The sequence below is a fragment of the Gallibacterium trehalosifermentans genome, assembly GCF_042433055.1.
In the GTDB taxonomy this organism is placed as follows: domain Bacteria; phylum Pseudomonadota; class Gammaproteobacteria; order Enterobacterales; family Pasteurellaceae; genus Gallibacterium; species Gallibacterium trehalosifermentans.
This window is the reverse complement of record NZ_JBHLWB010000004.1, coordinates 72,226-96,895: the sequence shown is the minus strand read 5'-3', so window position 1 is coordinate 96,895 and position 24,670 is coordinate 72,226. Positions and strand designations below refer to the sequence as shown.

25 protein-coding genes and 1 tRNA gene are annotated in these 24,670 nt (G+C 40.4%); 21 read left to right on the top strand and 5 right to left on the bottom strand.

All coding sequences use genetic code 11. The features are described 5' to 3' along the window. Window positions 1-75: 75 nt before the first annotated feature. The 5 genes from ACFFHK_RS04940 to ACFFHK_RS04920 all read right to left on the bottom strand — a co-directional run bounded on the left by ACFFHK_RS04940 (window position 76) and on the right by ACFFHK_RS04920 (window position 6,010). Window positions 76-1,443, bottom strand: coding sequence for a diaminobutyrate--2-oxoglutarate transaminase (locus ACFFHK_RS04940; protein ID WP_382370137.1), 1,368 nt, complete (start codon window positions 1,441-1,443; stop codon window positions 76-78). 400 nt (window positions 1,444-1,843) lie between these two features. Beyond that, window positions 1,844-2,563, bottom strand: coding sequence for a purine-nucleoside phosphorylase (gene deoD / locus ACFFHK_RS04935; protein WP_382370135.1), 720 nt, complete (start codon window positions 2,561-2,563; stop codon window positions 1,844-1,846). A gap of 14 nt (window positions 2,564-2,577) precedes the next feature. After that, the gene (locus ACFFHK_RS04930; RefSeq protein ID WP_382370133.1) at window positions 2,578-3,810 is read right to left on the bottom strand and encodes a phosphopentomutase; all 1,233 of its coding nucleotides are present in this window, start codon (window positions 3,808-3,810) and stop codon (window positions 2,578-2,580) included. A gap of 16 nt (window positions 3,811-3,826) precedes the next feature. Beyond that, window positions 3,827-4,606 carry a deoxyribose-phosphate aldolase gene (gene deoC / locus ACFFHK_RS04925; protein ID WP_382370131.1) on the bottom strand — a complete coding sequence of 260 codons (780 nt, stop codon included), beginning with the start codon at window positions 4,604-4,606 and terminating at the stop codon, window positions 3,827-3,829. A gap of 114 nt (window positions 4,607-4,720) precedes the next feature. After that, entirely contained in the window at window positions 4,721-6,010 is a 1,290-nt protein-coding gene (locus ACFFHK_RS04920) for a NupC/NupG family nucleoside CNT transporter (RefSeq protein WP_382370129.1), read from the bottom strand. A 334-nt stretch (window positions 6,011-6,344) separates the two neighbouring features. Between ACFFHK_RS04920 and mtr the strand changes: the two genes are divergently transcribed. The 21 genes from mtr to ACFFHK_RS04815 all read left to right on the top strand — a co-directional run bounded on the left by mtr (window position 6,345) and on the right by ACFFHK_RS04815 (window position 24,609). Then, window positions 6,345-7,604 (top strand): tryptophan permease, encoded by a 1,260-nt coding sequence (gene mtr / locus ACFFHK_RS04915; protein ID WP_382370388.1) that lies wholly within the window; start codon window positions 6,345-6,347, stop codon window positions 7,602-7,604. Beyond that, complete coding sequence (locus tag ACFFHK_RS04910; RefSeq protein WP_382370127.1) at window positions 7,604-8,356, top strand: class I SAM-dependent methyltransferase; 753 nt, start codon at window positions 7,604-7,606, stop codon at window positions 8,354-8,356. Before mtr ends, ACFFHK_RS04910 begins: the two co-directional genes overlap by 1 nt. Before the next feature lie 215 nt (window positions 8,357-8,571). After that, window positions 8,572-8,661 (top strand) — tRNA-Ser (locus ACFFHK_RS04905). Window positions 8,662-9,075: 414 nt separating this feature from the next. Then, on the top strand, window positions 9,076-9,648 hold the full coding sequence (locus ACFFHK_RS04900; RefSeq protein ID WP_382370125.1) for a DUF3261 domain-containing protein: 573 nt from the start codon (window positions 9,076-9,078) through the stop codon (window positions 9,646-9,648). Between the two features lie 15 nt (window positions 9,649-9,663). Beyond that, entirely contained in the window at window positions 9,664-10,848 is a 1,185-nt protein-coding gene (locus tag ACFFHK_RS04895) for a beta-ketoacyl-[acyl-carrier-protein] synthase family protein (RefSeq protein ID WP_382370123.1), read from the top strand. Beyond that, window positions 10,849-11,316, top strand: coding sequence for a hotdog family protein (locus ACFFHK_RS04890; protein ID WP_382370122.1), 468 nt, complete (start codon window positions 10,849-10,851; stop codon window positions 11,314-11,316). A 13-nt stretch (window positions 11,317-11,329) separates the two neighbouring features. Further along, window positions 11,330-12,055 carry a 3-ketoacyl-ACP reductase FabG2 gene (locus ACFFHK_RS04885; protein ID WP_382370120.1) on the top strand — a complete coding sequence of 242 codons (726 nt, stop codon included), beginning with the start codon at window positions 11,330-11,332 and terminating at the stop codon, window positions 12,053-12,055. Continuing rightward, entirely contained in the window at window positions 12,052-13,293 is a 1,242-nt protein-coding gene (locus tag ACFFHK_RS04880) for a beta-ketoacyl-ACP synthase (RefSeq protein ID WP_382370118.1), read from the top strand. The genes ACFFHK_RS04885 and ACFFHK_RS04880 overlap by 4 nt, the downstream gene beginning before the upstream one ends. A 57-nt stretch (window positions 13,294-13,350) precedes the next feature. After that, window positions 13,351-13,779, top strand: coding sequence for an excinuclease ABC subunit A (locus ACFFHK_RS04875; RefSeq protein WP_382370116.1), 429 nt, complete (start codon window positions 13,351-13,353; stop codon window positions 13,777-13,779). A 14-nt stretch (window positions 13,780-13,793) separates the two neighbouring features. After that, complete coding sequence (locus ACFFHK_RS04870) at window positions 13,794-15,029, top strand: NAD(P)/FAD-dependent oxidoreductase (protein WP_382370114.1); 1,236 nt, start codon at window positions 13,794-13,796, stop codon at window positions 15,027-15,029. A gap of 31 nt (window positions 15,030-15,060) precedes the next feature. Further along, a complete protein-coding gene (locus ACFFHK_RS04865; RefSeq protein ID WP_382370112.1) occupies window positions 15,061-15,783 on the top strand; it encodes a beta-ketoacyl synthase chain length factor in 723 nt (240 codons plus the stop codon). After that, window positions 15,762-16,565 (top strand): lysophospholipid acyltransferase family protein, encoded by an 804-nt coding sequence (locus ACFFHK_RS04860; protein WP_382370110.1) that lies wholly within the window; start codon window positions 15,762-15,764, stop codon window positions 16,563-16,565. The genes ACFFHK_RS04865 and ACFFHK_RS04860 overlap by 22 nt, the downstream gene beginning before the upstream one ends. After that, a complete protein-coding gene (locus ACFFHK_RS04855) occupies window positions 16,565-16,822 on the top strand; it encodes a phosphopantetheine-binding protein (RefSeq protein ID WP_382370108.1) in 258 nt (85 codons plus the stop codon). The genes ACFFHK_RS04860 and ACFFHK_RS04855 overlap by 1 nt, the downstream gene beginning before the upstream one ends. Window positions 16,823-16,840: 18 nt before the next feature. Continuing rightward, window positions 16,841-17,089 carry an acyl carrier protein gene (locus ACFFHK_RS04850; protein ID WP_382370106.1) on the top strand — a complete coding sequence of 83 codons (249 nt, stop codon included), beginning with the start codon at window positions 16,841-16,843 and terminating at the stop codon, window positions 17,087-17,089. A 13-nt stretch (window positions 17,090-17,102) separates the two neighbouring features. After that, window positions 17,103-17,726, top strand: coding sequence for a COG4648 family protein (locus tag ACFFHK_RS04845; RefSeq protein WP_382370104.1), 624 nt, complete (start codon window positions 17,103-17,105; stop codon window positions 17,724-17,726). A 39-nt stretch (window positions 17,727-17,765) separates the two neighbouring features. After that, complete coding sequence (locus ACFFHK_RS04840) at window positions 17,766-19,208, top strand: AMP-binding protein (protein WP_382370102.1); 1,443 nt, start codon at window positions 17,766-17,768, stop codon at window positions 19,206-19,208. Continuing rightward, window positions 19,205-19,552: an ApeI family dehydratase gene (locus ACFFHK_RS04835; protein WP_382370100.1), complete on the top strand. Its 348-nt coding sequence runs from the start codon at window positions 19,205-19,207 to the stop codon at window positions 19,550-19,552. The genes ACFFHK_RS04840 and ACFFHK_RS04835 overlap by 4 nt, the downstream gene beginning before the upstream one ends. Window positions 19,553-19,562: 10 nt before the next feature. Further along, a complete protein-coding gene (locus tag ACFFHK_RS04830) occupies window positions 19,563-21,242 on the top strand; it encodes a glycosyltransferase family 2 protein (protein ID WP_382370098.1) in 1,680 nt (559 codons plus the stop codon). 9 nt (window positions 21,243-21,251) lie between these two features. Further along, entirely contained in the window at window positions 21,252-21,686 is a 435-nt protein-coding gene (locus ACFFHK_RS04825; protein ID WP_382370096.1) for an acyl-CoA thioesterase, read from the top strand. A gap of 9 nt (window positions 21,687-21,695) precedes the next feature. Then, window positions 21,696-22,334: an outer membrane lipoprotein carrier protein LolA gene (locus ACFFHK_RS04820; RefSeq protein WP_382370094.1), complete on the top strand. Its 639-nt coding sequence runs from the start codon at window positions 21,696-21,698 to the stop codon at window positions 22,332-22,334. After that, window positions 22,303-24,609 (top strand): MMPL family transporter, encoded by a 2,307-nt coding sequence (locus tag ACFFHK_RS04815; RefSeq protein ID WP_382370093.1) that lies wholly within the window; start codon window positions 22,303-22,305, stop codon window positions 24,607-24,609. Before ACFFHK_RS04820 ends, ACFFHK_RS04815 begins: the two co-directional genes overlap by 32 nt. Window positions 24,610-24,670: the final 61 nt, after the last annotated feature.

Genomic DNA, 24,670 nt, shown 5'->3' with positions numbered 1-24,670 from the left:
ACTAAATTGGCTATCTATAATGGATAAAAAGTACGAGCAACCTCGTACTTTTTCACTGATCACGGACATGATGAATTATGCCGCTCTTATTTGTAATGCTTCGATCAATGCGTTAGTGAAACGTTTAATCATTTCTTCACATTCTGCTTGTGTGATAATGATTGGGCAAAGAATACGCACCACATTGCCGTTTCGTCCACCACGTTCTAATAAGAGGCGATTTTTAAAGCACGCTTTTTGAATAGCGACAGCAAGATCAGGATCGCCTGGATAAGCCCCTGTACGATCTTGTGCTTTTGTTTCATCAACAATTTCAATCCCCATCATTAATCCACGTCCACGAACGTGTCCGATACATGGATATTGTTGCGCTAAGGTTTGTAAAGCCGATTTTAAGTATTCGCCACGCTCTTTGGCATTTTGTGCTAAATTTTGCTCACGCATAATTTTCAACGACGCATAACCTGTTGCCATAGCTAATTGGTTACCACGGAACGTTCCTGTATGCCCTGCTGGTTTCCAAACATCAAACTCTTTACGAATCGCTAACACTGCCAATGGTAAACTCCCTCCGACAGCTTTAGACATCACAACAATATCTGGTTCAATGCCTGATTCTTCAAAAGCGAACATTTGTCCTGAACGACAAAAACCAGCTTGTACTTCGTCAACAATCAGAAGAATGCCGTGTTTTTGGGTAACTTCTCTTACTTTCTGTAAGAATTTCGCTGGCGCTGGTACCACACCACCCTCGCCCTGAATCGCTTCTAAAATCACGGCTGCTGGTTTAACAACACCACTTTCAACATCTTCAATAAAATTCTCAAAATAAGCTGTTACTGCTTCCGCTCCCGCTTCTCCACCAATACCAAATGGGCAACGGTACTCATGTGGATATGGCATAAATTGCACACCCGCCATTAAATTTTGCACGGCATTTTTTGCACTAAGATTACCCGTTAAAGATAATGCACCGTGTGTCATGCCATGGAAGCCACCAGAAAAAGCGATAACATTGCCTCGCCCAGTATAGGTTTTGGCTAATTTAATTGCCGCTTCATTAGCATCTGCACCTGATGGTCCACAAAATTGCAAACAATATTTATCTTTAGGAAAGAAAGATAACAACTCTTCGGTAAACGCATCTTTTAATGGCGTGGTTAAATCTAAGGTATGTAAAGGTAAATCGCTTGCTACGGTATCTAAAATTGCTTGTTTAATTGCTGGATGGTTATGACCTAAGGCTAACGTTCCTGCACCTGCTAAGAAATCAAGATATTCATTGCCTTCCACATCGGTTACCCAACAGCCATTTGCCTTTGCAATCGCAAGCGGTAATTTACGCGGATAACTACGCACATTCGATTCCATTTGATCTTGGCGATCTAAATAATAAGCGTTAGTGGCATTATGAATTGATTTTATAGGGGTGATAATTGTCATGATAAGATAAACCTTCTAATAGAGGTGAAAAAAATAAGTCGGGTGCCTTGCGGGAAGCATATGCTTTCTGTTTCCTACAAACAGATGCCATGGGGCATTTGACTCGCTACTTATTAAAAAAAGCGTTTCAGCTTTTTTACTTCTCAATAAAACGTTTAAAGAGAATATTCCTCATAAAATCATTATTGGAGATAAATTTTATAGGGACGGCGTATAGTACCGACTTTTATTAGAAAAGAAAGCTTTTTATCTCTATTTTTTTAAATAAATTTGTATTGCTTGATGTTTATTAACAAATTGGTAACAAAACGTATTTAGTCAGCAAAAAAGAAGCAGAAATTTGCAGGCGAGTAAGTAATTTATGTCGGACGGAAGAATCCGACATAAATTTGATAATAGATTATGCTTGATCAGCGATTAATACCGATTCTAACGCAATTTCAATCATATCATTGAAAGTTAATTGACGCTCTTCTGATGTCGTTTGTTCACCAGTACGAATATGGTCAGAGACAGTACAGATTGCTAATGCTTTTGCACCATATTCTGCTGCCACCGCGTAAATACCAGCCGCTTCCATTTCGACACCAAGAATGCCATATTTTTCCATCACATCAAACATTTCTACATCTGGCGTATAAAAAAGATCCGCAGAGAACAGATTACCCACCAGAACTTTAGCTTGTTTTTGTTTTGCTGCTTGCACAGCTGCTTGTGCCATCTCAAAATCTGCAATCGCCGCAAAGTCATTATCTTTAAAACGGATACGATTCACTTTAGAATCCGTACACGCCCCTAAACCAATAATCACATCACGGACTTTCACATCATGACGCACTGCACCACAAGAACCAACACGAATGATTTTTTTCACGCCATATTCCGTAATCAATTCTTTAGCATAGATTGAACAAGATGGAATACCCATTCCATGTCCCATCACAGAAACCTTTCTACCTTTATAAGTCCCTGTGTAACCAAGCATATTACGCACATTGGTTACTTCAACGGCATTTTCTAAGAATGTTTCCGCAATATATTTTGCACGTAATGGATCACCTGGCATTAAAACAACATCTGCAAAAGCACCATCAACAGCATTAATATGTGGAGTAGCCATAAATATCCTCTTCTTTATTTGTTATTAAAATCAATCATTGTTGTACCGTAATCCATTGGACTAAGATCAAAATAATTTGCAATGGTTTGTCCAATATCCGCAAAGGTTTCACGTTTGCCAAAAGATTGTTTTGGTACATTTGCCCCATATAACAATACAGGAATATGTTCACGCGTGTGATCTGTGCCGCTCCATGTTGGATCGCAGCCATGATCCGCTGTAATGACTAATAGATCATCTCCCGTTACTAATTTTAGTAATTCAGGTAAACGCTGATCAAAATATTCTAAAGCTGAAGCATAACCAGCGACATTACGACGATGCCCGAAATCAGAGTCAAAGTTTACAAAATTAGTAAATACGATTGTTTTATCACCAGCCGCTCTTACTTCGTCTAAAGTACGATCAAACAGTTCTTCCAACCCTGTTGCTTTAATCTTACGAGTAATCCCTGTATGTGCGTAAATATCCGCAATTTTACCGATTGACACCACTTCACCTTGTTTTTCATCAACTAATTTTTGTAAAACAGTGGCTGATGGTGGTTCAATCGAATAATCATGGCGATTACCCGTACGTTGGAAATTGCCTGCTTTATCCCCAATAAACGGACGCGCAATAACACGACCAATATTATATCCCTCTAACTCATCACGTACTAAATGACACAATTCATACAAACGCTCTAAGCCGAATGTTTCTTCATGGCAAGCAATTTGGAATACGGAATCAGCCGAGGTATAGAAAATTGGTTTACCAGTACGCATATGCTCTTCACCCAATTCATCAAGAATCACCGTACCTGATGAGTGGCAATTACCTAAGTAACCAGGAATACCCGATTTTTCTACAATGCGATCCAATAACTCTTGTGGGAAAGAATTTTCATGTTCAGGGAAGTATCCCCAATCAAATAATACTGGCACGCCTGCAATTTCCCAGTGCCCAGATGGCGTATCTTTCCCAGATGAAATTTCTTTGGCATGCGCATAGCCACCAATGATTTCTGCATTTTCGTCTAATCCTGCTGGGAATGTACCACAAGACTCTTTTGCCGCTAAACCTAAACCAAGTTTGGTTAAGTTTGGTAAGTTCAATACCCCTTCTCTACCCTCATTAGCTAAACCAGCTGCACAACGTTCAGCAATATGTCCCAATGTATTTGAGCCTGCATCACCAAATTTATCTGCATCTGCAGATGCACCAATGCCAAATGAGTCTAGCATCATAATAAATACACGTTTCATAGAATCCTCTCTGTCATTAATAACTTGTGTGGATAGCTGTAGTTTCTACCCCTAATGTCGTTAATAAATTATCTAGTAATCCCGATGCACCAAAACGGAAATGGCGTGGTGTTAGCCATTGTTCACCAAATAAATCTACAGCAAGTTGTAAATATTGTTGAGCTTCTTCCGCAGTACGCACACCACCAGCCGCTTTAAAACCAACACGATCTTGGACACCTAAATCACGAATCGTTTCCAACATCACTTTTGCAGCGTCTAATGTTGCATTTACTGCCACTTTTCCTGTTGACGTTTTAATAAAATCTGCACCTGCTTGAATGGCGATTTCTGATGCTTTACGAATTAATGCTGCTGATTGCAGTTCGCCTGTTTCAATAATAACTTTGAGCAGTTTATCACCACACGCTTGCTTACAAGCAGCGACTAATTCAGCACCAATTTTTTCATCACCCGCCATTAATGCACGATAAGGAAATACCACATCAACCTCATCTGCGCCTGCTTGAATAGCTCTTTCTGTTTCATGACGCGCCAACTCAACATCTGCTACACCTTGAGGAAAATTAGTAACTGTTGCTATTGCAACAAAAGATGTACCTTGTTGTTGTAAAGTTTGCTTTGCAGTTTGAATAAATTGTGGATAAATACAAACTGCTGCAGTTTGCCCGATTGGATTCAGTTCTTTTTGACACAGCGCCATTACCACTTCATCGGTATCATCACTATTTAATGTAGTGAGATCCATTAAAGATAAAGCTAATTTTGCAGCCTGATTAAGATTTAATGCTGACATCAATTATTCCTTTTATGAGAAAAGCAAACGTTTTCTATCCCTTAATAATAGAACACCACGACATCTGTCGTGGTGCTGCGATATGTATTAAATATGATAATTATATCACACTGATTATCCCATTAACACAGGACCAACCAATCCGATAAATAGCCCCGCAATAGCAGCACTCATTAAATTAGAGAGTGAACCAGCAATAACCGCTTTAATCCCTAAACGAGCAATATCTTTACGACGATTCGGCGCCATAGTGCCTAAACCACCAATTAAAATTGCAATGGAACTAAAGTTTGCAAAACCACAAAGCGCAAAGGTAATAATCGCTTTCGTTTTTTCGGCTAAGACTATTGGAGAATCTGGACCAAGGTATTTCACAAAATCCACATACGCCACAAATTCATTTAATACTAATTTTTGCCCAATCATTGAACCAGCCACTTCTGCTTCATTCCATGGCACACCAATAACATAGGCTAATGGACGGAAAATCCAACCAAGGATAGTTTGCAGATTTAATTCTTTATGATCCAGTGAGCCAGAACCATATCCAAACCAATCACCAATACCGCCAATAATACCGTTTAATAATGCAATTAAAGCGATAAAAGCAAGTAACATTGCACCTACATTCATTGCTAATTGCATACCTGATGAAGCCCCCATTGCTGCAGCATCTAAAATATTAGATGGTTTATCTTCATTACTGTTTTTTAAGCTATCGTCAAATTTTTCAGTTTGTGGAATAAGAATTTTAGCAAATAACAACCCACCTGGCGCAGCCATAAACGATGCCGCAATTAAGTAAGGAAGCGGTACGCCCATTTGCGCATAACCGATCATGACAGATCCTGCAACCGAGGCTAACCCACCACACATAATCGCAAAGAGTTCTGATTCTGTCATTGTTGCGATATATGGACGCACAATTAATGGGGCTTCAGTTTGCCCAACAAAGATATTTGCTGCGGCAGACATAGATTCTGTCTTAGAGGTGCCAAGTACTTTTTGCAAGAAACCACCAATTAAACGGATAATCCATTGCATAATACCTAAGTAATAAAGTACGGAAATTAAAGAGGCAAAGAAAACGATTGCTGGTAATACACGTAATGCAAAAACAAATCCACCACCACCAAACACCTCAAACATCTTATCACTTACTAAACCACCGAATAAGAAGCTGATCCCCTCGTTACCATAGGCAATAACTTTATTGACAGCTTCTGCAGCGCCTAATAATGCTTTACGACCTAATTCAGAATAAAGTACTAACGCCCCAATCCCGACTTGAATTAGGAATGCGCCACCTACCGTTCTAAGATTAATCGCCTTACGATTAGTTGATAATAAAAAGGCAATGGCTAATAACACCACGATGCCAATAATACTCATAAATAAATCCATAATTACCCCTGATTGGAAAAATGGCTGTTGATGAATTGATGAGATAACTCGAATTTATCCCGAAAAATAAGACCAACAATAGTCCTAAGGATAAACGTTGCCAACTATACTCGCTTTTCAAAAAAATGTCTGTGAAATTTGTAAAAATGAGAACGTAATCGATTACTTAATGACTACTCTTTCTATTTTGCCCATCATTTTGCAAGAGTAATAAGGATAAATTACATTTTTTCTACAGCTTTATCATGACGTCTCCGCCTAAAAAATCTCTATTAAATCTCCTTTACTTTTAAAAATGTACTACTATAATAGTGCAAAAAATCATTGGAGAATTATCATGAGTCAGAAAATCCCTTCTTTACTTGGTGGCGCTATGATTATTGCAGGTACTGCAATTGGCGCTGGAATGTTTGCAAACCCAACTGCGACCGCTGGCTTATGGTTTATCGGTTCAATCCTTGCCCTGATTTATACATGGTTTTGTATGACAACTTCTGGGCTAATGATTTTAGAAGCAAACCTACATTATCCTACTGGTGCAAGTTTTAGCACGATTGTGAAAGATCTACTGGGTAACACTGCCAATATTATCAATAGTTTATCGTTAGTGTTTGTACTTTATATTCTTACTTATGCTTACATTACATCAGGCGGAGGAATTACCGAAAACTTGCTAAATCAGTTACTCACGTCAGATAGCCATACAGTTGAATTGGGCAGAAGTTATGGTTCATTAATTTTCTGTATTATTTTGGCTGCTTTTGTATGGTTATCAACCAAAGCAGTAGATCGTTTTACCACAATCTTAATTGCAGGAATGGTTATTGCCTTTTTCCTTTCTACAACAGGTTTATTAACCTCCGTAAAAACGGAAGTACTTTTTAATACAATAGCGACAGGCGAACAAAGCTACCTACCTTATTTATTAGCGGCTTTACCCGTCTGCCTTGTTTCATTTGGTTTCCACGGTAATGTACCAAGTTTGGTGAAATATTATAATCGTGATGGAAAGCGTGTTGAAAAATCCATTATTTTAGGGACATTCATTGCGCTGGCGATTTATGTCTTATGGCAATTAGCGATTCAAGGGAATTTACCTCGTAGCGAATTTGCACCAGTTATCGCGAAAGATGGTGATATTGCGGTATTACTTAGCGCATTAAACAAATATATTCAAATAGAATATATGGCAGTGATTCTCAATTTCTTTGCTTATATGGCGATTGCCAGCTCTTTCTTGGGCGTAACTCTTGGTTTATTTGACTATATTGCAGATTTATGCAAATTTGATGATAGTATTGCTGGGCGAACTAAAACCACATTAATAACATTTTTACCACCACTTATCCTTAGCCTACAATTCCCATTTGGTTTTGTAATGGCGATTGGTTATGCTGGGCTAGCTGCAACGATCTGGGCGGCAATCGTTCCTGCATTATTAGCAAAAGCTTGTCGTAAAAAATTCCCTGATCAAACGTATTGTGTGTTCGGTGGTAACTTTATGATCTATTTTGTGATTTTATTTGGGGTACTAAATATTGTTGCACAATTAGCCGCTCGCTATGGTTTTCTTCCCGTATTTACAGGTCAGTAATGCAAAAAAGTGTCTATGATCAGGCTGAATTTTTCGAGTTATACCAAAAATTAAGAAATAACCCCATCAGCCTGAATGAAATTGTCGAAAAGCCAACGATGTTCCAACTCGTTGGCAATCTTACAGGAAAAAGAGTATTAGATCTTGGTTGTGGAATGGGCGTTCATTTACAACACTATTTACAACAAGGTGCTAAATATGCCGCTGGCATTGATCTATCTGAAAAAATGCTACAACAAGCCTCGACTAATCTACAACACGCTGGAATCACAACAGAACGCTATAATCTTTATCCGCTCGCCATGGAACAACTTGCTGACTGCCCAGATAATCAGTTTGATTTGGTTACCAGTTCATTTGCTTTTCATTATATAGCTGATTTTCCTGTACTTTTACAGCAAATTGCAGCAAAGCTAACTCCAAATGGACAGCTCATTTTTTCACAAGAACACCCGATTGTAACTTGTTATCAAAGTGGAGAACGTTGGGAAAAGGATCAAAATAAACAGCAAATTGCTTATCGCTTAAATTATTATCGAGAGGAAGGATTACGCCAACGTAACTGGTTTAAACAACCATTTAAAACGTATCATCGAAAACTTTCTACCATTCTGAATGATCTAATTCAAGCAGGTTTTACTATTCAACAGGTTGCAGAACCTATGCTAGATACACAACCTGAATGGCAACAAGAATTTAAAGATTTACAACATCGCCCTGTATTATTGTTTGTAAAAGCACAAAAATGTTAACTAAAAATTTATGCAAAAACATTTTTACTCTTCACATAAATAAGTGTCTTTAATACTCAATTTAAATCAATACGTTATTGCTTTATGACCATATCAGTTATAAGGACTGCTTAAAGAAAAATCAAACTTAACTGATTGATTTAAAAATACTTGACGAAGTATTGGAAAGTGAATATATTGCAATTCCTCTATTTTCCTGCTCAAATTTCTATTATGGTGAGATGTCCGAGTGGTTGAAGGAGCACGCCTGGAAAGCGTGTATGTGCGAAAGTGCATCGGGGGTTCGAATCCCCCTCTCACCGCCAGAAGAAAGATTTTTTCAAGCGTTTTTGTTTATATTGTTCACTAGCTTATTGAAAAATAAGCAAATTCTAAATCCATTCTGTTTATTTTGTTCTTTTTGCGTGGTTTTGTTTTTGGCGAAATGATCCAAAATGATACCTAGTAACATAATGTTACTAATTTTTAAAAAAATTTTTTTCATTAGGGATCATTTTTGAATTAAATCTATCAAAAACAAGGTCTTACAAAATGACAAAATTTCATCAATAAAGTTAAATCAGCAAGAACCCCTAACATCAGACCCTTTTTAAAATGCTAAATGATAAAAAGCATATTTGTTACATCTATATAATGTCTTGTTACTTATTTATTTACAAAACAATTTATTTTATTAAAATAAATTATCAATGAAGTAAAAATCTAATGTAATGGTAAAAATGCAATATTTTCGTTTTATTTGTTGTGCATTGACGATATTTTTGTGCGGTTGTCAGCTCTCAACGAACAATACTCAATATCACCTACAAAAAACAACACAAGTGCCATTACCTTCGCTTAGTTTTGCGCCAACGATTGAAGCGCAACAATTACTTCATATTAATGCTCAACAGATGAAACCAAGTAATCATCATCTATTAACTTTGTTAGCGTTATCGCCAGAGCGTTTAAGTTTAACCTTGCTTTCGCCTGTGGGAATTAGACTTGCGCAACTGGAGTATAATGGTCAAACGATCAATGTGAAACAGCAAGTTAATTTGGCTAATAATAATCTGCCGCCTTTGCCACAAATTGTTGGGGATATTTTACTTACCACTCTTCCGCTCACTGCGTGGCAGTCAGTGTTGCCAGTGGGTTGGCAGATAAGTGATCAGGATAAGCAGCGTGTTGTGTTGAATGATAAGGGGCAGGCGGTTGTTCGGGTTGATTATGGCGATGATGCTTATCAGCAGGCAAAACAGATTACGCATTATCAGTTTCACTATCAGATTTTGCTAGAACATTTAGAATAAAGGAAAAAACAAGGAATGCGGGAGCCAGCGGTTTTTATTCATCATTATGCTTTTTGTAATGCGTTAGGTGCAGATAAGCCGACTATTTTCAATAATCTGGTGGAAAACCGTTGTTTACTTCAATTAGATCAACAATTTTTAGCCAAGAAGCATAGCTATGTTGGCAATATTCCTGTCGTTGATTTGCCATCTATTCCTAGCGATCTTTCTATTTATACTTGCCGTAATAATCAGGTGGCGTTATGGTGTTTGCGGCAGTTAGACACGGAATTAACGGCGTTGATTGCTCGTTATGGTCGCTCTCGGGTTGCGGTGGTGATGGGAACAAGCACGGCTGGTATTGATTTAGGCGAGGCAAGCATTTATCAGCCTGAGACAACAAATTATGATTATCGCTGCCAAGAACTCGGCTCTATTTCGGGCTTTGTCGCAAAATATTTAGGCTTAACAGCACCGCACTTTACCATTTCTACCGCCTGCTCTTCGAGCGCTCGGGTATTTATTTCGGCAAAACGCTTATTAGCCAGTCGGTTGGTTGATGCCGTGATTGTTGGCGGCGTTGATACCTTGTGTCATTTAACCTTAAATGGGTTTGATTCGCTGGCTTCGCTTTCTGAACAACACACTCGCCCTTTTGCGGCGAACCGTAATGGGATTAATATTGGTGAAGCTGGGGCGATCTTTGTTTTAACCCGAGAGCCAAGTGAGATTGAATTAGCTGGAGTGGGCGAAAGTAGCGATGCTTACCATATTTCCGCCCCAGAGCCAAACGGGCTGGGTGCGGAGCGTGCAATGCAAATGGCATTGGAAGATGCTCATCTGTCGCCACAGGAGATTGGCTATCTCAATCTACACGGCACAGCCACGCCACTCAATGATAGTATGGAGAGTTTGGCGGTGAGCCGTGTTTTTGGCTCACTTCCTTGTAGCAGTACGAAGCATTTAACAGGGCATACCTTAGGCGCAGCTGGGGCAACTGAGTTGGCAATAAGCTGTTTGCTGCTTGAACATTATAGTGAGACGGAAAAACCATTATTGCCACGTCAAAGTAACGCGCCGAAAAGCAGCTATTATGATGATAAATTGCCTGAGATTGGCGTGATTTTTGAAGATTGTTACTTAGAAAAACCAGTAATAATGAGTAATTCATTTGCCTTTGGTGGTAACAATAGCAGTTTAATTATTCGAAAGAGAGGATAAATGTTAGGTAAAGCTGGTGATTATTTGCCCCACGATGTACCGATGATGTTATTGGATAATCTATCTCTTTGCCAAGAGAATTTTGTTGAAGTCGATACTCGCATTGATGATAAGTTTACCCTTTTTTTAGATGAAAATGGACGTGTACCAGCGTGGATCAGTGTGGAATTAATGGCTCAAGCAGTGGGTGTTTGGGCAGGTTATCACGCTAAGTTAAAAACAAACAGTGAGCCGAAAATCGGTTTTTTACTGGGTGGCAGACAGTGCCGACAAGCGGTTGAATTTTATCAAAAAAATGAAAAATTAAAGATTCAAGCGGAAATTATTATGCAAGATAATCAGATGGCAAATTTTGCGGCTCGAATGATTAATCAAGAGGGTGTTGTCGTGGCTGAAGGAAAACTGACGACATATCAACCGAATGAGAGCGAAATTGCAGCATTAAAGCAGGCTGTTGGAAAAAAGTAAATTAGAAAGAGAAATGATGAGAAGTGTATTAGTTACTGGTGCAAGCAAAGGGATTGGCAAAGCGATTGCCATTGAGTTGGCGAAATTAGGCTTTGAGATTGTGGTGCATTATCTTTCCGACCAACAAGGGGCGGCGGATACCTTACAGCAAATTCGAGATCTTGGCAGCGATGGGCGATTGCTCTGTTTTAATGTTAGTGATCGCACGCAATGTCGGGCAATGATTGAGCAGGATATTGCAGAAAATGGCAGTTATTATGGTATGGTGCTTAATGCTGGGATTATCCGTGATGGGGCATTTCCAAGTTTAAGCGAAGAAGATTGGGATAGTGTGATTCATACCAATTTAGATGCCTTTTATAATGTGATTCACCCTGCGATTATGCCGATGATTTCTGCTCGCAAAGGCGGACGTATTGTTACCTTAGCCAGTGTTTCTGGTATGGTTGGTAATCGTGGTCAGGTCAATTACAGTGCCTCAAAAGCAGGCTTAATTGGTGCGACAAAGGCATTAGCGTTGGAGCTTGCCAAACGCAAAATTACGGTAAATTGCGTCGCACCTGGGTTAATTGATACAGGAATGATTAGCGAAGAGGTGCAAAAGCACGCCTTGCCACTGATTCCAATGCAGCGAATGGGGCAGGCACAAGAAGTGGCTGATCTTGTGGCATTTTTAATGAGCGATAAAGCGGCGTATATCACCCGTCAGGTGATTGCGATTAATGGTGGTATGGTATGAGTATAAATAACAGACGTGTTGTTGTTACGGGAATGTCAGGCGTAACCGCATTCGGTAACGATTGGGCGACGATTAAACAGCGTATGTTGCAGTACCAAAATGCGGTGGTTTATGTGCCAGAATGGGAAGTGTATGACGGCTTGCAAAGTCGCCTTGCAGCCCCTGTGTCTGATTTTAAGCTCCCTGCTCACATTACCAAAAAGCAAAGTCGCAGTATGGGGCGAGTGGCACAAATGGCGGTGGTCGCTACTGAGCAAGCCTTAGTTGATGCAAATTTGCTCAATAGTGATTATTTAAAAGCAGGCAATGCGGGCGTTTCTTATGGCTCTTGTACAGGCAGCACTGAGCCTGTGCGAGCGTTTGGGACGATGCTCAGCGAAAAACACACTCACGCTATCACCGCTCAAACGTATATTCAAATGATGCCTTACACCACAGCGGCCAATATTAGCTTATATTTTGGCTTGCAAGGGCGAGTTATTCCCTCTTCGACTGCGTGTACCTCAGGCAGCCAAGCGATTGGTTATGCTTATGAAGCGATTAAACACGGTTATCAAAATATTATGATTGCAGGCGGTGCAGAGGAACTCTGCCCGAGTGAAGTGGCGGTGTTTGATACCCTTTTTGCCACCAGTCAAAACAATGATAATCCTGAACTTACGCCACGTCCATTTGATGCACAACGAGATGGATTAGTGTTAGGGGAAGGTGCAGGCACCTTTATTTTAGAAGAGTTAGAACACGCTAAACAGCGTGGAGCAAAAATTTATGCCGAAGTTGTCGGCTTTGCAACAAATTGTGATGCAACGCACGTTACCCAGCCACAATTTGCAACAATGCAAGTTTGCTTAGAGCAGGCTTTAGCACAAGCGACCATTTCTGCCGATCAAATTGGCTATGTTTGCCTACACGGCACAGCGACAGAGCGTGGCGACATTGCCGAAAGCCGTGCAACTTATAATGTTTTTGGTCATCAGCCTTATGTTTCTTCAATCAAAAGCTATTTAGGGCATACATTAGGAGCTTGCGGTGCGTTGGAGTCGTGGTTTAGTATTGCGATGATGAATGATGGATTATTTATGCCAACCATCAACCTTGAACAGCGGGACGAACGCTGTGCAGATTTAAACTATATTCAACAACAAGCTATTGAATGCAAAACAGATTATGTGATGAATAATAATTTTGCGTTCGGTGGTGTAAATACCTCGTTAATTTTCAAGCGGTATCAAAATTAACTCAGGTGTAATATTTAGGTACAATATTTTGACTCATCAATATAAGAGGAAAAGACAATGAAACTGAATAAAGCAATTTTGCTATTAATGGGCGTGGGTATGTTATTCTCAGCAAATAGTTTTGCGCGTGATACTACCTATCATTTACCAATTAAAGATGTATTAAATCTGCCAGAAGCGAAAGAAAAGTTAGATCCAACTATTAAATTTTATTTTGGTCAATCCGTAGCTGGTAGCGTCGTAAAAACAGCTTCTACTAACAAAAAAACTAATGCATTTAACAAATCAGACGAAAAAGCGTGCCAATGGGCAATGCTATCCGCTATGTTACAAATGCAAGAACGTGCAAAGCAGTTAGGCGTGAAAAAAATCTCAAATATAGTGAGTTATTATAAGAAAAATCCATATAAAAGCACGACGACTTACGAATGCCATGCAGGCAGCGTTATGGCAGGTGTTGCGTTAAAAGGTGATTTTGTTAAATAACCCCAAGGTACGTAATGGTAGAACAAAGAAAGGTGGTGGTGATTGGTGCTGGACCTTCGGGGGCAATTGCCGCCACATTATTAAAGCGCAAGGGATATGATGTTGTTGTGCTGGAAAAGCAACAATTTCCTCGCTTTTCCATTGGTGAAAGCTTACTTCCTCACTGTTTAGATTTTATTGAAGAAGCAGGAATGCTTGAAGCGGTGGAAGCTCAAGGCTATCAAATTAAAAATGGTGCTGCCTTTGGTTTAGCAGATGAATACACCGTGTTTGACTTTGGCAAACAATTTACCGCAAATAGCAAGCCTTATGCCTATGAAGTAAAACGTGCCGAGTTTGATCAGCTACTGGCAGATTGTGCGCTAGAACAAGGAATTGAAATCCGTTATCAGCACGAAATTACAGAGGTTGTTTTTCAAGAAAATTGTGCATTATTAACGGTTAAGCCTGAGCAAAGCGAAAGCTATCAGATCGAGTGTGAATTTGTGCTAGATGGCAGTGGTTATGGTCGGGTACTTTCTCGGTTATTGCAGTTAGAAACACCGTCTAATTTACCGCCTCGCCAAGCGATTTTCACTCATATTGAAGATAACATCACCGCCTCGCAATTTGAGCGTGATAAAATCCTGATCAGCGTACACCCTGAGCATAAAGATATTTGGTTTTGGTTGATTCCATTTAGTGATGGCCGAAGCTCAATCGGCGTGGTTGGTGAGCCACACTATTTTGCTCAATTTGGCGATAATCTTGAGCAATGTTTGCAGCATTTTGTGAAAAATACACCAAATTTGACCGCACTTTTAGACCAAGCCAAATGGGATACGCCATATCAAAAACTCACTGGCTATTCAGCCAATGTCAAACAGCTTTATGGTAAACGTTTTGCTCTGCTTGGCAATAGTGCTGAGTTTTTAGACCCCGTGTTTTCATCAGGGGTAACCATTGCGATGTGCAGTGCAAGCCTTGCTGTTAAGGCGTTAGATCGCCAATTTAAAGGTGAGCAAGTGAATTGGCAAAGTGAGTTTGCCGACGTGTTGCAACGTGGCGTGGACACATTCCGCACTTATGTAATGGGCTGGTATGATTTAAGTTTCCAAAATGTGGTGTTTGCTCAAAATCGCAATGAGCGAGTTAGTGCGATGATTAGCTCGATTTTGGCAGGTTATGCGTGGGATCTGGACAATCCGTATGTGAAAGAACATAGCCGCCGCTTGAAAGTATTAGCGGAACTTTGCCAGTCTTCTGCTTAAGTGGTTGTAATGAAAAAGGGAGTAATCATTTATGCTAACCTTTAATCTACTGGCTTGTAAGGCTTATTCAGCCGCATTCACTGAAGAGGCTGAGTGGCAGGCGTGGGCAAGCCAAGCGGATTTGGCGCTGCCAAAAGCTAACAACTTTAAAGCGTCAAAAATCCCGATGTTACAAGCTCGTCGTATGTTGTTGGCTGATAAAATGGCGATTCAATTAGCCTTGGAGCTAAATGAATTACACCCTGACATTGATGCGATTGTTTTTGCCAGCAGACACGGACAGCTAGAGCGAACCTATAAATTATTAAGCCACTTTTTCCAAAGCGGTGAGATGTCGCCAACAGATTTTGCCACTGCCGTACATAACGCACCAGCAGGGCAATTTAGTATTTTAGCGAAAAACATTGCCCCAATTAGCTCGGTGGCAGCAGAGGATCAAACCTTTTGTGCAGGGTTAGTTGAGGCGTTATTAGCCTTACAAGATGGCAAAAAGAAAGTGTTGTTGGTGATGTTTGACGGCGTGGTGCCTGCACATTATCAACCTTATCTTGCAAACGATGAGATAAGTGAACCTTATGCGTTGGCAATGGTGCTGACTCAAGGGGAGCAGTGGCAGCTATCTTGGTCTGAACGAAGCGAGCAAGCCAGCACAAAAAGCCCTGATGGTTTGCAGTTTTTGCAGAAATTTTTCCAAAAACAACCGCACTTTTGCTTAGTGAGTGATACCCAACAATGGCAATTTACACGCAATTAAACAAACTGTGGCGAATTGTCGGCACAGGCCTTGCCTTTGCCTATTTTGGCATTGGTGCGGCAATTTTGGGTAATATTTATATGTTGGCGATTCGCTTGCGTTATCGTGATCCGATATTGCGGCGAAAATATAGCCAGCGTAGCATTCAACTCTGTTTTCATAGTTTTGTGGCGACGTTAAAATTTTTGCGTATAATTGATTACAAAATTGAAGGGGTGGAGCTGTTGCAGCAAGATAAAGGCTGCTTAATTGTGGCGAATCACCCAAGCCTGATTGATTATGTGTTGCTCGGTTCAGTGTTGCCTGAAATGGATTGTGTGGTTAAAGAAGCACTGTTTCATAATCCGTTTTGTAAAATGGTAGTAAAAAATGCGGGCTATATTGCCAATTCTGCCGATCCACAACAGCTGTTAGCCAGCTGTAAACAGCGATTAGCACAAGGCGGAAAGCTGTTGATTTTCCCTGAAGGAACACGCACGCCACTTCACAGTGAGGGCTTGAAGTTACAACGAGGGGCGGCAAATTTGGCGATTCGTTGCCAAGTCCCGATGCGGATTGTGCATATTGTATGCGAGCCTCGCAGTTTAAGCAAAGAGCAGGCGTGGTATCAGGTGCCAGAGCGAAAATCATTTTTTTATGTGAAAGTGCAAGAGTTATACGATATTGCCCCTTATCTTGCTGAAGATGTGCCAGAAAGTAAAGCGGTTCGCCGTTTGAATCGAGATTTAGCGAATTTATTACAACCAACCGTTGATATGATTGAATTGACAAGGAAATTATAATGACAACTTTAGAAAATCAAATTAAGCAATTGATTATTTCTTCATTAAATTTAGAAGAATTGACCGTTGATGATATTGAAACGGACGCACCGTTATTTAACGAGGGTTTAGGTTTGGATTCTATTGATGCCCTTGAGTTGGGGTTGGCAATAAAAAACACATTTAATATTCAGTTAAACCCCGAAAGCGATGATGTACATAAACATTTTTATTCAGTAAAAACATTGGCTGACTTTATTCGCAGCAATCAAGAATAACAACAAGGAATAATGATAATGGAAAAAACAGAGATTTTTGAACAGGTTAAAGGTTTTTTATCTGAGTTATTTGATATTGATCCGAATAGCGTTACCCTTGATTCACATATTGTAGATGATCTAGATTTGGACAGTATTGATGCGGTGGATCTGATTGTACATTTGCAAAATGTAATCAAAAAACGAGTAAATCCAGCAGAATTTAAAAATGTCCGCACGATTGGTGATATTGTAGAGGTTATCTATAAATTACAGCAATCAAGCTAACAGATAACATTTTGTGAAAAAGGTTATTACTGTTTTATTTACAATCATCTTTATTCTCTACCCTCTTTTTATTTATGTTGCTTCTCATTATATTAAGTTGCAATGGCTAATTTGGGGGGTGTTATGTGTATTTATTTTTCGAGGTGTAATGCTCATTGCCAGTACAGTGAAAATTAAAACCAACAATCCTGAGCATTCACCTAATCTATCGATGCAACAACAAGCCGCAACATTAAAAGGCATTGGCATTTACTCGGCGTTTATTGGTGTTGCCCTTGCGATTGGGGCGTTGGTCTTCGATAGCCAACAGGCACTGCTTTTTTACCCTGTGTTTATTAATGTATTGTTATTTACGGTGTTTTTTACTAGTCTTTTTCGCCCAATAACGATGATTGAATATTTTGCTCGATTGCAAAAGCCAGCGTTACCTGTCAAAGCAATTCGTTACACTCGCAAGGTAACGCAAGTGTGGTGTCTGTTTTTTGTGTTAAATGGCAGTGTGGCATTTTATACCGCACTTTTTGCCGATTTATCGCTGTGGACACTCTACAATGGCGTAATTAGTTATATTTTGATGGCAACATTATTTGTAACCGAGTGGCTAATCCGCCATTTTTGGCTAACCAAACGAGTATAGTCCTACCAAAAAAGGTTAAAGGCAGAAAAGGTTCTCTTGATGACAATAGATCAATTACAACAACAATTAAGCCAACAATTTATTCAAGATAAAACAGCATTAATTTCGCTGAAAAATCTATTATACCGCAATACAACCAGTCAGCATCTGGTCTGTCTTGGTGATGGATACCACTATACTTGGCAAGATTTACGTCTGCATACTGCTTATTTTGTCCAAATATTAAACAATAGACCGACAGATAAACAGGTTGCGTTAGTATTTAAAAGTGGCTTTTTGATGGTCTGTGCCTTGTTAGCGTTAGCTCACTGCCAGCGAAAAATTATTCTGCCTTCTTTACAAACCGCAGAACATCTTGCTGATATTCAACCGCACTTTTCACTGTTATTGACCGATAATGAATCATTGAGCAATCAAGTGGAAAACGAGGGGATAAGTGCGGTCTATTTTCATCAAATTTCTGCACACAAACCGCTCAGTCTTGAACAAATCGATGGCTTATTGCAAGCTAACGACAAGATTAATGCACAAGCGGTTGATCTAGAAAACCCTGATTTATATCTCTTCACCTCAGGTAGCACTGGCACACCTAAAATGATTGATAAATATTTTGCCCTTTTTGATCGGCAAATAGCGATTGAATATGACTTGCTTGCAGAGCGATTGCAAGGGGCGGTGATGTATTCCACTGTGAATCATAACCATCTGCTCGGTTTGATGTACCGCCTGTTTTTCCCTTTAGTGTTGCGAATGCCGTTTTGGGATTACAGCTTAATTATGCCAGAGCAATTAAGCAAAATTAGCCTGCCTTATGCGTTAATTAGTAGCCCTGCATTTTTACGTTTTTTAGATGACAAACTCAGCTACCCTACGGCACGAGTGGTCTATTCTTCAGGTGGAAAATTACCGCTTGCCGTTGGTGAAAAAGCGAAAAGTTATCTAAATTGCCCATTAATGGAGTTTTATGGCTCCAGTGAAACAGGGGCGATAGCCTATAAATATTTCCCAAGTGAGGATTGGCTTGCACTGAATGGCATTGAGGTGCAAAAAAATGCGAACGGCTGCCTTGCGATTTTATCGCCACTTCTGCCACAAAATAGCTGGTATGCAATGGAAGATCGGGTCAATCTCACCGCTTGTGGCTTTGAGTTATTAGGGCGAGCGGATCGGGTGGCGAAAATTGCGGATAAACGGGTCTCGCTGACGCAAATTGAGCATTTAGCCTTACAACTGCCTGAAATTAGCGAAGTAAAAGCCCTAGTTATTAGCGAAGCACACCGTGATAGCATCGGGTTAGTGGTGGTGTTGTCGCCAGAGTTCACCGAGTTATCAAGTAAAGCCGCATTAAATTTATTGCGTAACCATTTACGCAATCATATTGAGCTTATCGCCTTGCCTCGTCGTATTCGATTAGTTGAATTTATGCCGTTAAACGAACAAGGCAAGTTAAATATTAAACAACTGGAGCAGTTATTTGTATGATTATCAAACCACCATATCAGCTAATCAGCCAATCAGAGACCGCATTTAGTCTTGAGTGTGATTTTCGTGGCGATTATCCCTATTTTGCAGGGCATTTCCCGAGTTTTGCCTTGCTCGCTGGCGTGGTGCAACTTGGGTTAGTGCATCAGTTTGTTCAGCAGTTTTTTGCCTTGTCATTAAGCCAAGCCACTATTCGCCAAATTAAATATCAACAGCCGATTTTACCTGAAAGCAAGGTGTTATTATCAGTGCAGTATTACCCCGAGCAAAAACGCCTCGACTTTAAGTGGCAACAGGCAGAAAAAGTGATGAGCAGTGGCATTTTTATCCTGAAATCAGAGTGAGTAACAGCAAATGAATTTCCGCCCTTGTTTTATTGTTCCTTGTTATAATCACGGCAAGTTTATTGAAGCGGTGTTAGCGAAACTGCAGGCTTATTCCTATCCGATTATTGTGATTGATGACGGTTCAAATGCCGAAACGGCAGAAAAATTAGCACAATTACAACCGCACTTTAACCTGATTTTACATCGCCATTCACAAAATTGTGGCAAAGGTGGGGCAATTAAAACCGCCCTGTATCTCGCAGAAATTCACGGATTCAGCCACGCCTTGCAAGTCGATGCTGACGGCCAGCATCAACTTAGCGATATTGAAAAGCTATTGAGTTATGCCAAAGATCACCCCGAAACCTTAGTCTCTGCCAATCCTATTTTTGATGAATCTGTGCCAAAAGCTCGCTATTATGGGCGATATTTAACCCATTTTTGGGTCTGGCTCGAAACCCTGTCATTACAGATTAAAGACAGTATGTGCGGCTTTCGTGTTTATCCTGTGAGCCACACATTAGCCCTGATCCGCAATCACTTTATCGGCAACAAAATGGATTTTGATATTGAAATTATAGTGCAATATTACTGGCATTATCGCCAAGTCCATTTTATACCAAGCCAAGTGATTTATCCTGCTGACGGCATTTCGCATTTTGATCAACTTTATGATAACTTGCGGTTAAGCCGAATGCACTGCCGTCTGTTATTGCAATTTTGGTATCGCATTCCTTCGCTGTTAATGCGTAAAACCGCACAAAAATCGGCTCAGCCCCATTGGTCAAAAATGCAAGAAACAGGCTCAATAATTGGTATTCGTACACTATTAGCCATTTATTCCCTACTGGGTAGAAAAGGCTTTAGACTGCTACTTAAACCAGTGATTTTATATTACTGGCTATTTTCTCGTACGCATCGCCAAGCCTCAGAAGCCTATTTGCAGAACGTACAACATTATGCCAAACAGCAACATTTACCGCTCAATCAGCAGGTAGCATTAACCAGTTTTAACCATTTGAGCTATTTTGCCGAATCGATGCTAAATAAACTGATTGCGTGGCGAGGTGAAATTAGCGCAGCAGATTTAAATTTCCACACACCCGAAGAGTTTGATTGTGAACAGCTCAAAGGCGGATTGATTATTGGCTCGCACTTAGGTGATTTAGAGCTAAGCCGCGCGTTGGGTTCTCGAATTACCGATTTAAAAATCACAGCGTTAGTATTCACCAAGCACGCTGTACGGTTTAATCAATTAATCCAACAACAGCAGAGCAACCAAGATCAACTTGAAGTATTGCAAGTTGATGCGATTTCGCCTGCCACCTTGTTATTGCTACAAGAGCGTGTTCAGCAAGGGCATACCATTGTCTTGGTCGGCGACCGCACTTCGCCAAACGAAAGCCAAAAGAGCAACCAAAGCCAAGTGGATTTTCTCGGTCAGCCTGCCTATTTTCCGCACGGGCCTTATATTCTTGCTCATCTGCTGAAAGTGCCAGTCTTTTTACTTTTTGCCTTGAGAAACCCAGCGCAAGAGGGGCGATTTGATATTTATATTGAGCCATTTGCAAAAAATATCCAGCTGCCACGCCAGCAGCGTGAACAGGCGATAGTACCTTATATTCAACACTATGTGGAGCGATTAACCTATTACTGCTTAAAATCGCCCCTTGAGTGGTTTAACTTTTTTAATTTTTGGCACAAATAAGGAGGGCGAATGTCAGCAAAACAGCCAGCATTAATCAGCGTACGAGTTGCCTGCCAGCCTGCTTTTCAAGATCTTGATATTATGCAAGTGGTGTGGCACGGGCGGTATTGGCAGTTTATTGAGCAAGCCAGAGAAGCCTTATTTAATCATATCGGTTATGGTTATGCCGAAATGATCAAGCGAGGCTACCAATTCCCGATTATCAAAGCAGAGATTAAATATATCCAGCCGATAGTGCTTGATCAGCAATTTGATGTAGAGGCGGCATTATTGGAATATGAAAATCGGGTTCATATCCGCTTTACTTTTTTTGATAAGCAAAGTCAGAAAATTTTGTGTAAAGCAAGCAGTATGCAAGCGGTAGTGGCAGTGGGCGAGCGGCATTTGCAATTTGTTACCCCTGACTGCTTTCAGCAAAAAGTGCGGTCATTTTTGGCAAATTAAGGAGCGTTTATGCGAAAATATTTTTCTTGGCTGCTGATCGGTTTGTTATTAAGTTTAGGCATCGTTACTCAAGCTGCACAAGCGGCTCAAACACAACAGCAGACATTAGCACAGATTGTAAATCGATTAGCCATTCCTGCGACAATGCGTTGCCAATTTAGCCAACAACGCTTTTTAACAGGGTTGAAAAAGCCGTTAAATGCCTCAGGCAAAATGTGGTTGGATCAAAAGCAAGGGATCGCTTTGTTGCAACAACAACCTTTTGAACAGATGACCGCCCTTGCCGCAGATAAGCTCATTCAAATTATTCAGCAACAAAAACAGGTGATTTACGAAAAAGATCAACCGCAACTTTTCCATATTACTCGCCTGCTTTTCTCACTGTTTCAAGGGGATTTTAATGCCATTCCGAACCATTTTGAGATAACGGAATTAGAGGCAAAATCAGCACAATGGTCATTGGTCTTAGTACCGAAACAAGCACCGCTTAACCTGCTTTTTAGCCAGATCAGCTTGCGAGGAGATCGTCATATTGAAAGCCTAACGATCCTTGATAAACAGCAAGATCAAACTCTGTTACAATTTGAGCAGTGCCAGCAACTAGAAAAATTGAGCAATGAACAGCAAATTTGGTTTAACGCAGAATAAAATCCATCTGCTGATTTGGTTGGCGTGTGTCTTATTAAGCCTTGCGGTGTTGATAAAAAATAGCGATCAAATCAAAATTGAAGGAAATTTGACCGCCCTTTTAGGGCAAAGCCACACTGTGCCAACGGAAGTGGATAAGCAGTTATCAAGTGCGGTTAATGATTCGCTTCTTTGGCTGGTAAAAGCAAAAACGCTGGCAGCGGCACAACAGGCGGCAGGCGAGTTTGTTCAACAGCTTTCACAGCTCGCAAAACTCTATGATATTCAAGCCCAAGACACCGCACAACAGACAGCGTGGCAGCAATACTTTTTTCATCATCGGGCAATGTTATTAACGCCTAGCCTAAAAGCGGCACTCACTGATCCAGCACATTATTTTACCTACATTCAATCGCAACTTTATTCGCCCGTAGCAGGTGTATCGCTGCAGGAGTTAGCACAAGATCCACTGCTGCTCACTCGCCAACAATTACTACAACAAAAACAACGGCTACAAAGTGATAACGGCTGGCTTTATGTCAAATATCAAGATGATTTTTATCTGCTAATTCGAGCAAAAACCAACGCTCAAGATCTTAATGAAAAAGCCGAGTTAGTCGAAAAAATCAATCAAATTACCACGCAGCTCACAGCAAAAAACGAGATCAATATTTACCGCAGAGGGGCATTATTTTTTAGCCACGCGGCCGCCGAAAGTGTCGAGCGAGACATTACCATTATCGGCACAGGTTCACTGCTTGGCATTATCCTGTTATTACTACTGGTATTCCGCAGCCTTTACCCCTTTTTATTACTAACAAGTTCGCTTTTCACCGCAATGTTATTTGGCACACTGGCGACTTGGTGGTGGTTTGGCGAAATTCACCTGCTTACACTAGGCTTAAGCAGCTGTTTGATTGGTGTCTCTACCGACTATAGTCTGCATTTTCTAGTGAAACGTTTTTACGCCAGCAATAAATCAACTCACCTACAATCCCCCCCATTAAATGGGTTGAAAGTGCCGTTAATTATTGCCTTTATTACCACCGCACTTTGCTATGGAGTAATGCTGTTTGTGCCATTGGCAATCCTGCAACAGATGGCAGTTTTTGCGATTTTCGGGCTATTTGGTGCATTATTTACCGTGATGCTCGCCTATCCCTGCTTGACAGTGCGAATAAAACCGCTCACATTCCGTTATCCTGCGGTGATAATGGGATATCTGCAACAGTGGCAAACACAACGCTGGCTGCGAGCGTTCACCTTGCTTCTGTTTATGCTTTCGTTATTGTTGGTAAGCCGAATTCAGATTAATGATGACGTACGCCTGCTACAAAGCCGAGATCCTGCTCTGTTACAAGATGAACAGATAATAAGCCAAGTGTTACAACAACATAACGAACTGCAATATTTTATTGTGCAAGCGGACAATCTTAACGATTTATTAGCAAATAGCTACACATTAATGCAGTTATTACAACAGCCAGCCTACCGCACCGCACTACAACCTGCACTTCAGCTGGAAAATTATATTCAACCGATTGAACAACAACAGCAAAATTATCAACAAATAGACCGCACTTTGACTGCACTCTTGCCACAACTGAATGAATTAAGCGAAGAGATTATCGACAAATATCCTCAGCAAACGGTCAGTTTTGCCGATTTTTTACAAGGCGAGGTGGGCAAGCTCTTTCGTGAATTATACCAACAACATCAAGGCAAACATTATCTCTTAATACCACTAACCAAAAGCGACAGCCAACTTGCCAACGCCCTTGCGGCACAGTCGGAAAATATCAGCTACCACAATATCACCCAAGAATGGAGCGATCTCTTTCAACAAACCCGAGTGCATATTTTGCACATTTTACTGGTGAGTGTTGTCATCGTGTTTATTCTGCTTAGTTGGTGTTTAACGTGGCGAAAAGCGTTGGCGATAGTTGCGGTTTTGGTGTTAGCAATGAGCCTTGCCACCGCTACACTCACCCTCACAGGGCAATATTTCAACCTCTTTAGTGCGTTAGCCTTAATGCTATTGCTTGGAATGGGGATTGATTATGGGGTCTTTATGGCGAAAGCTCAAACAGACAAGCAAGCGAATATAGAAAGCAACAAAGAAACCAGCCTCTCATTTTTGGCAATTTGGCTTTCTGCGTTAACCACGTTGCTCTCTTTCGGCTTGCTCACATTAAGCGAAACCAAAGCCTTAGTCAGTTTTGCCAGCGTGTTATGTGTTGGCATCAGTTGCGTATTTATTTTTATTCCATTGGTGTTAAATATAAAAAAAACTTAAAGCCTTGAATTATCAGGCTTTAAGTATATTCTCTCTTTTAACAACTATTTTAGCCTTTCAT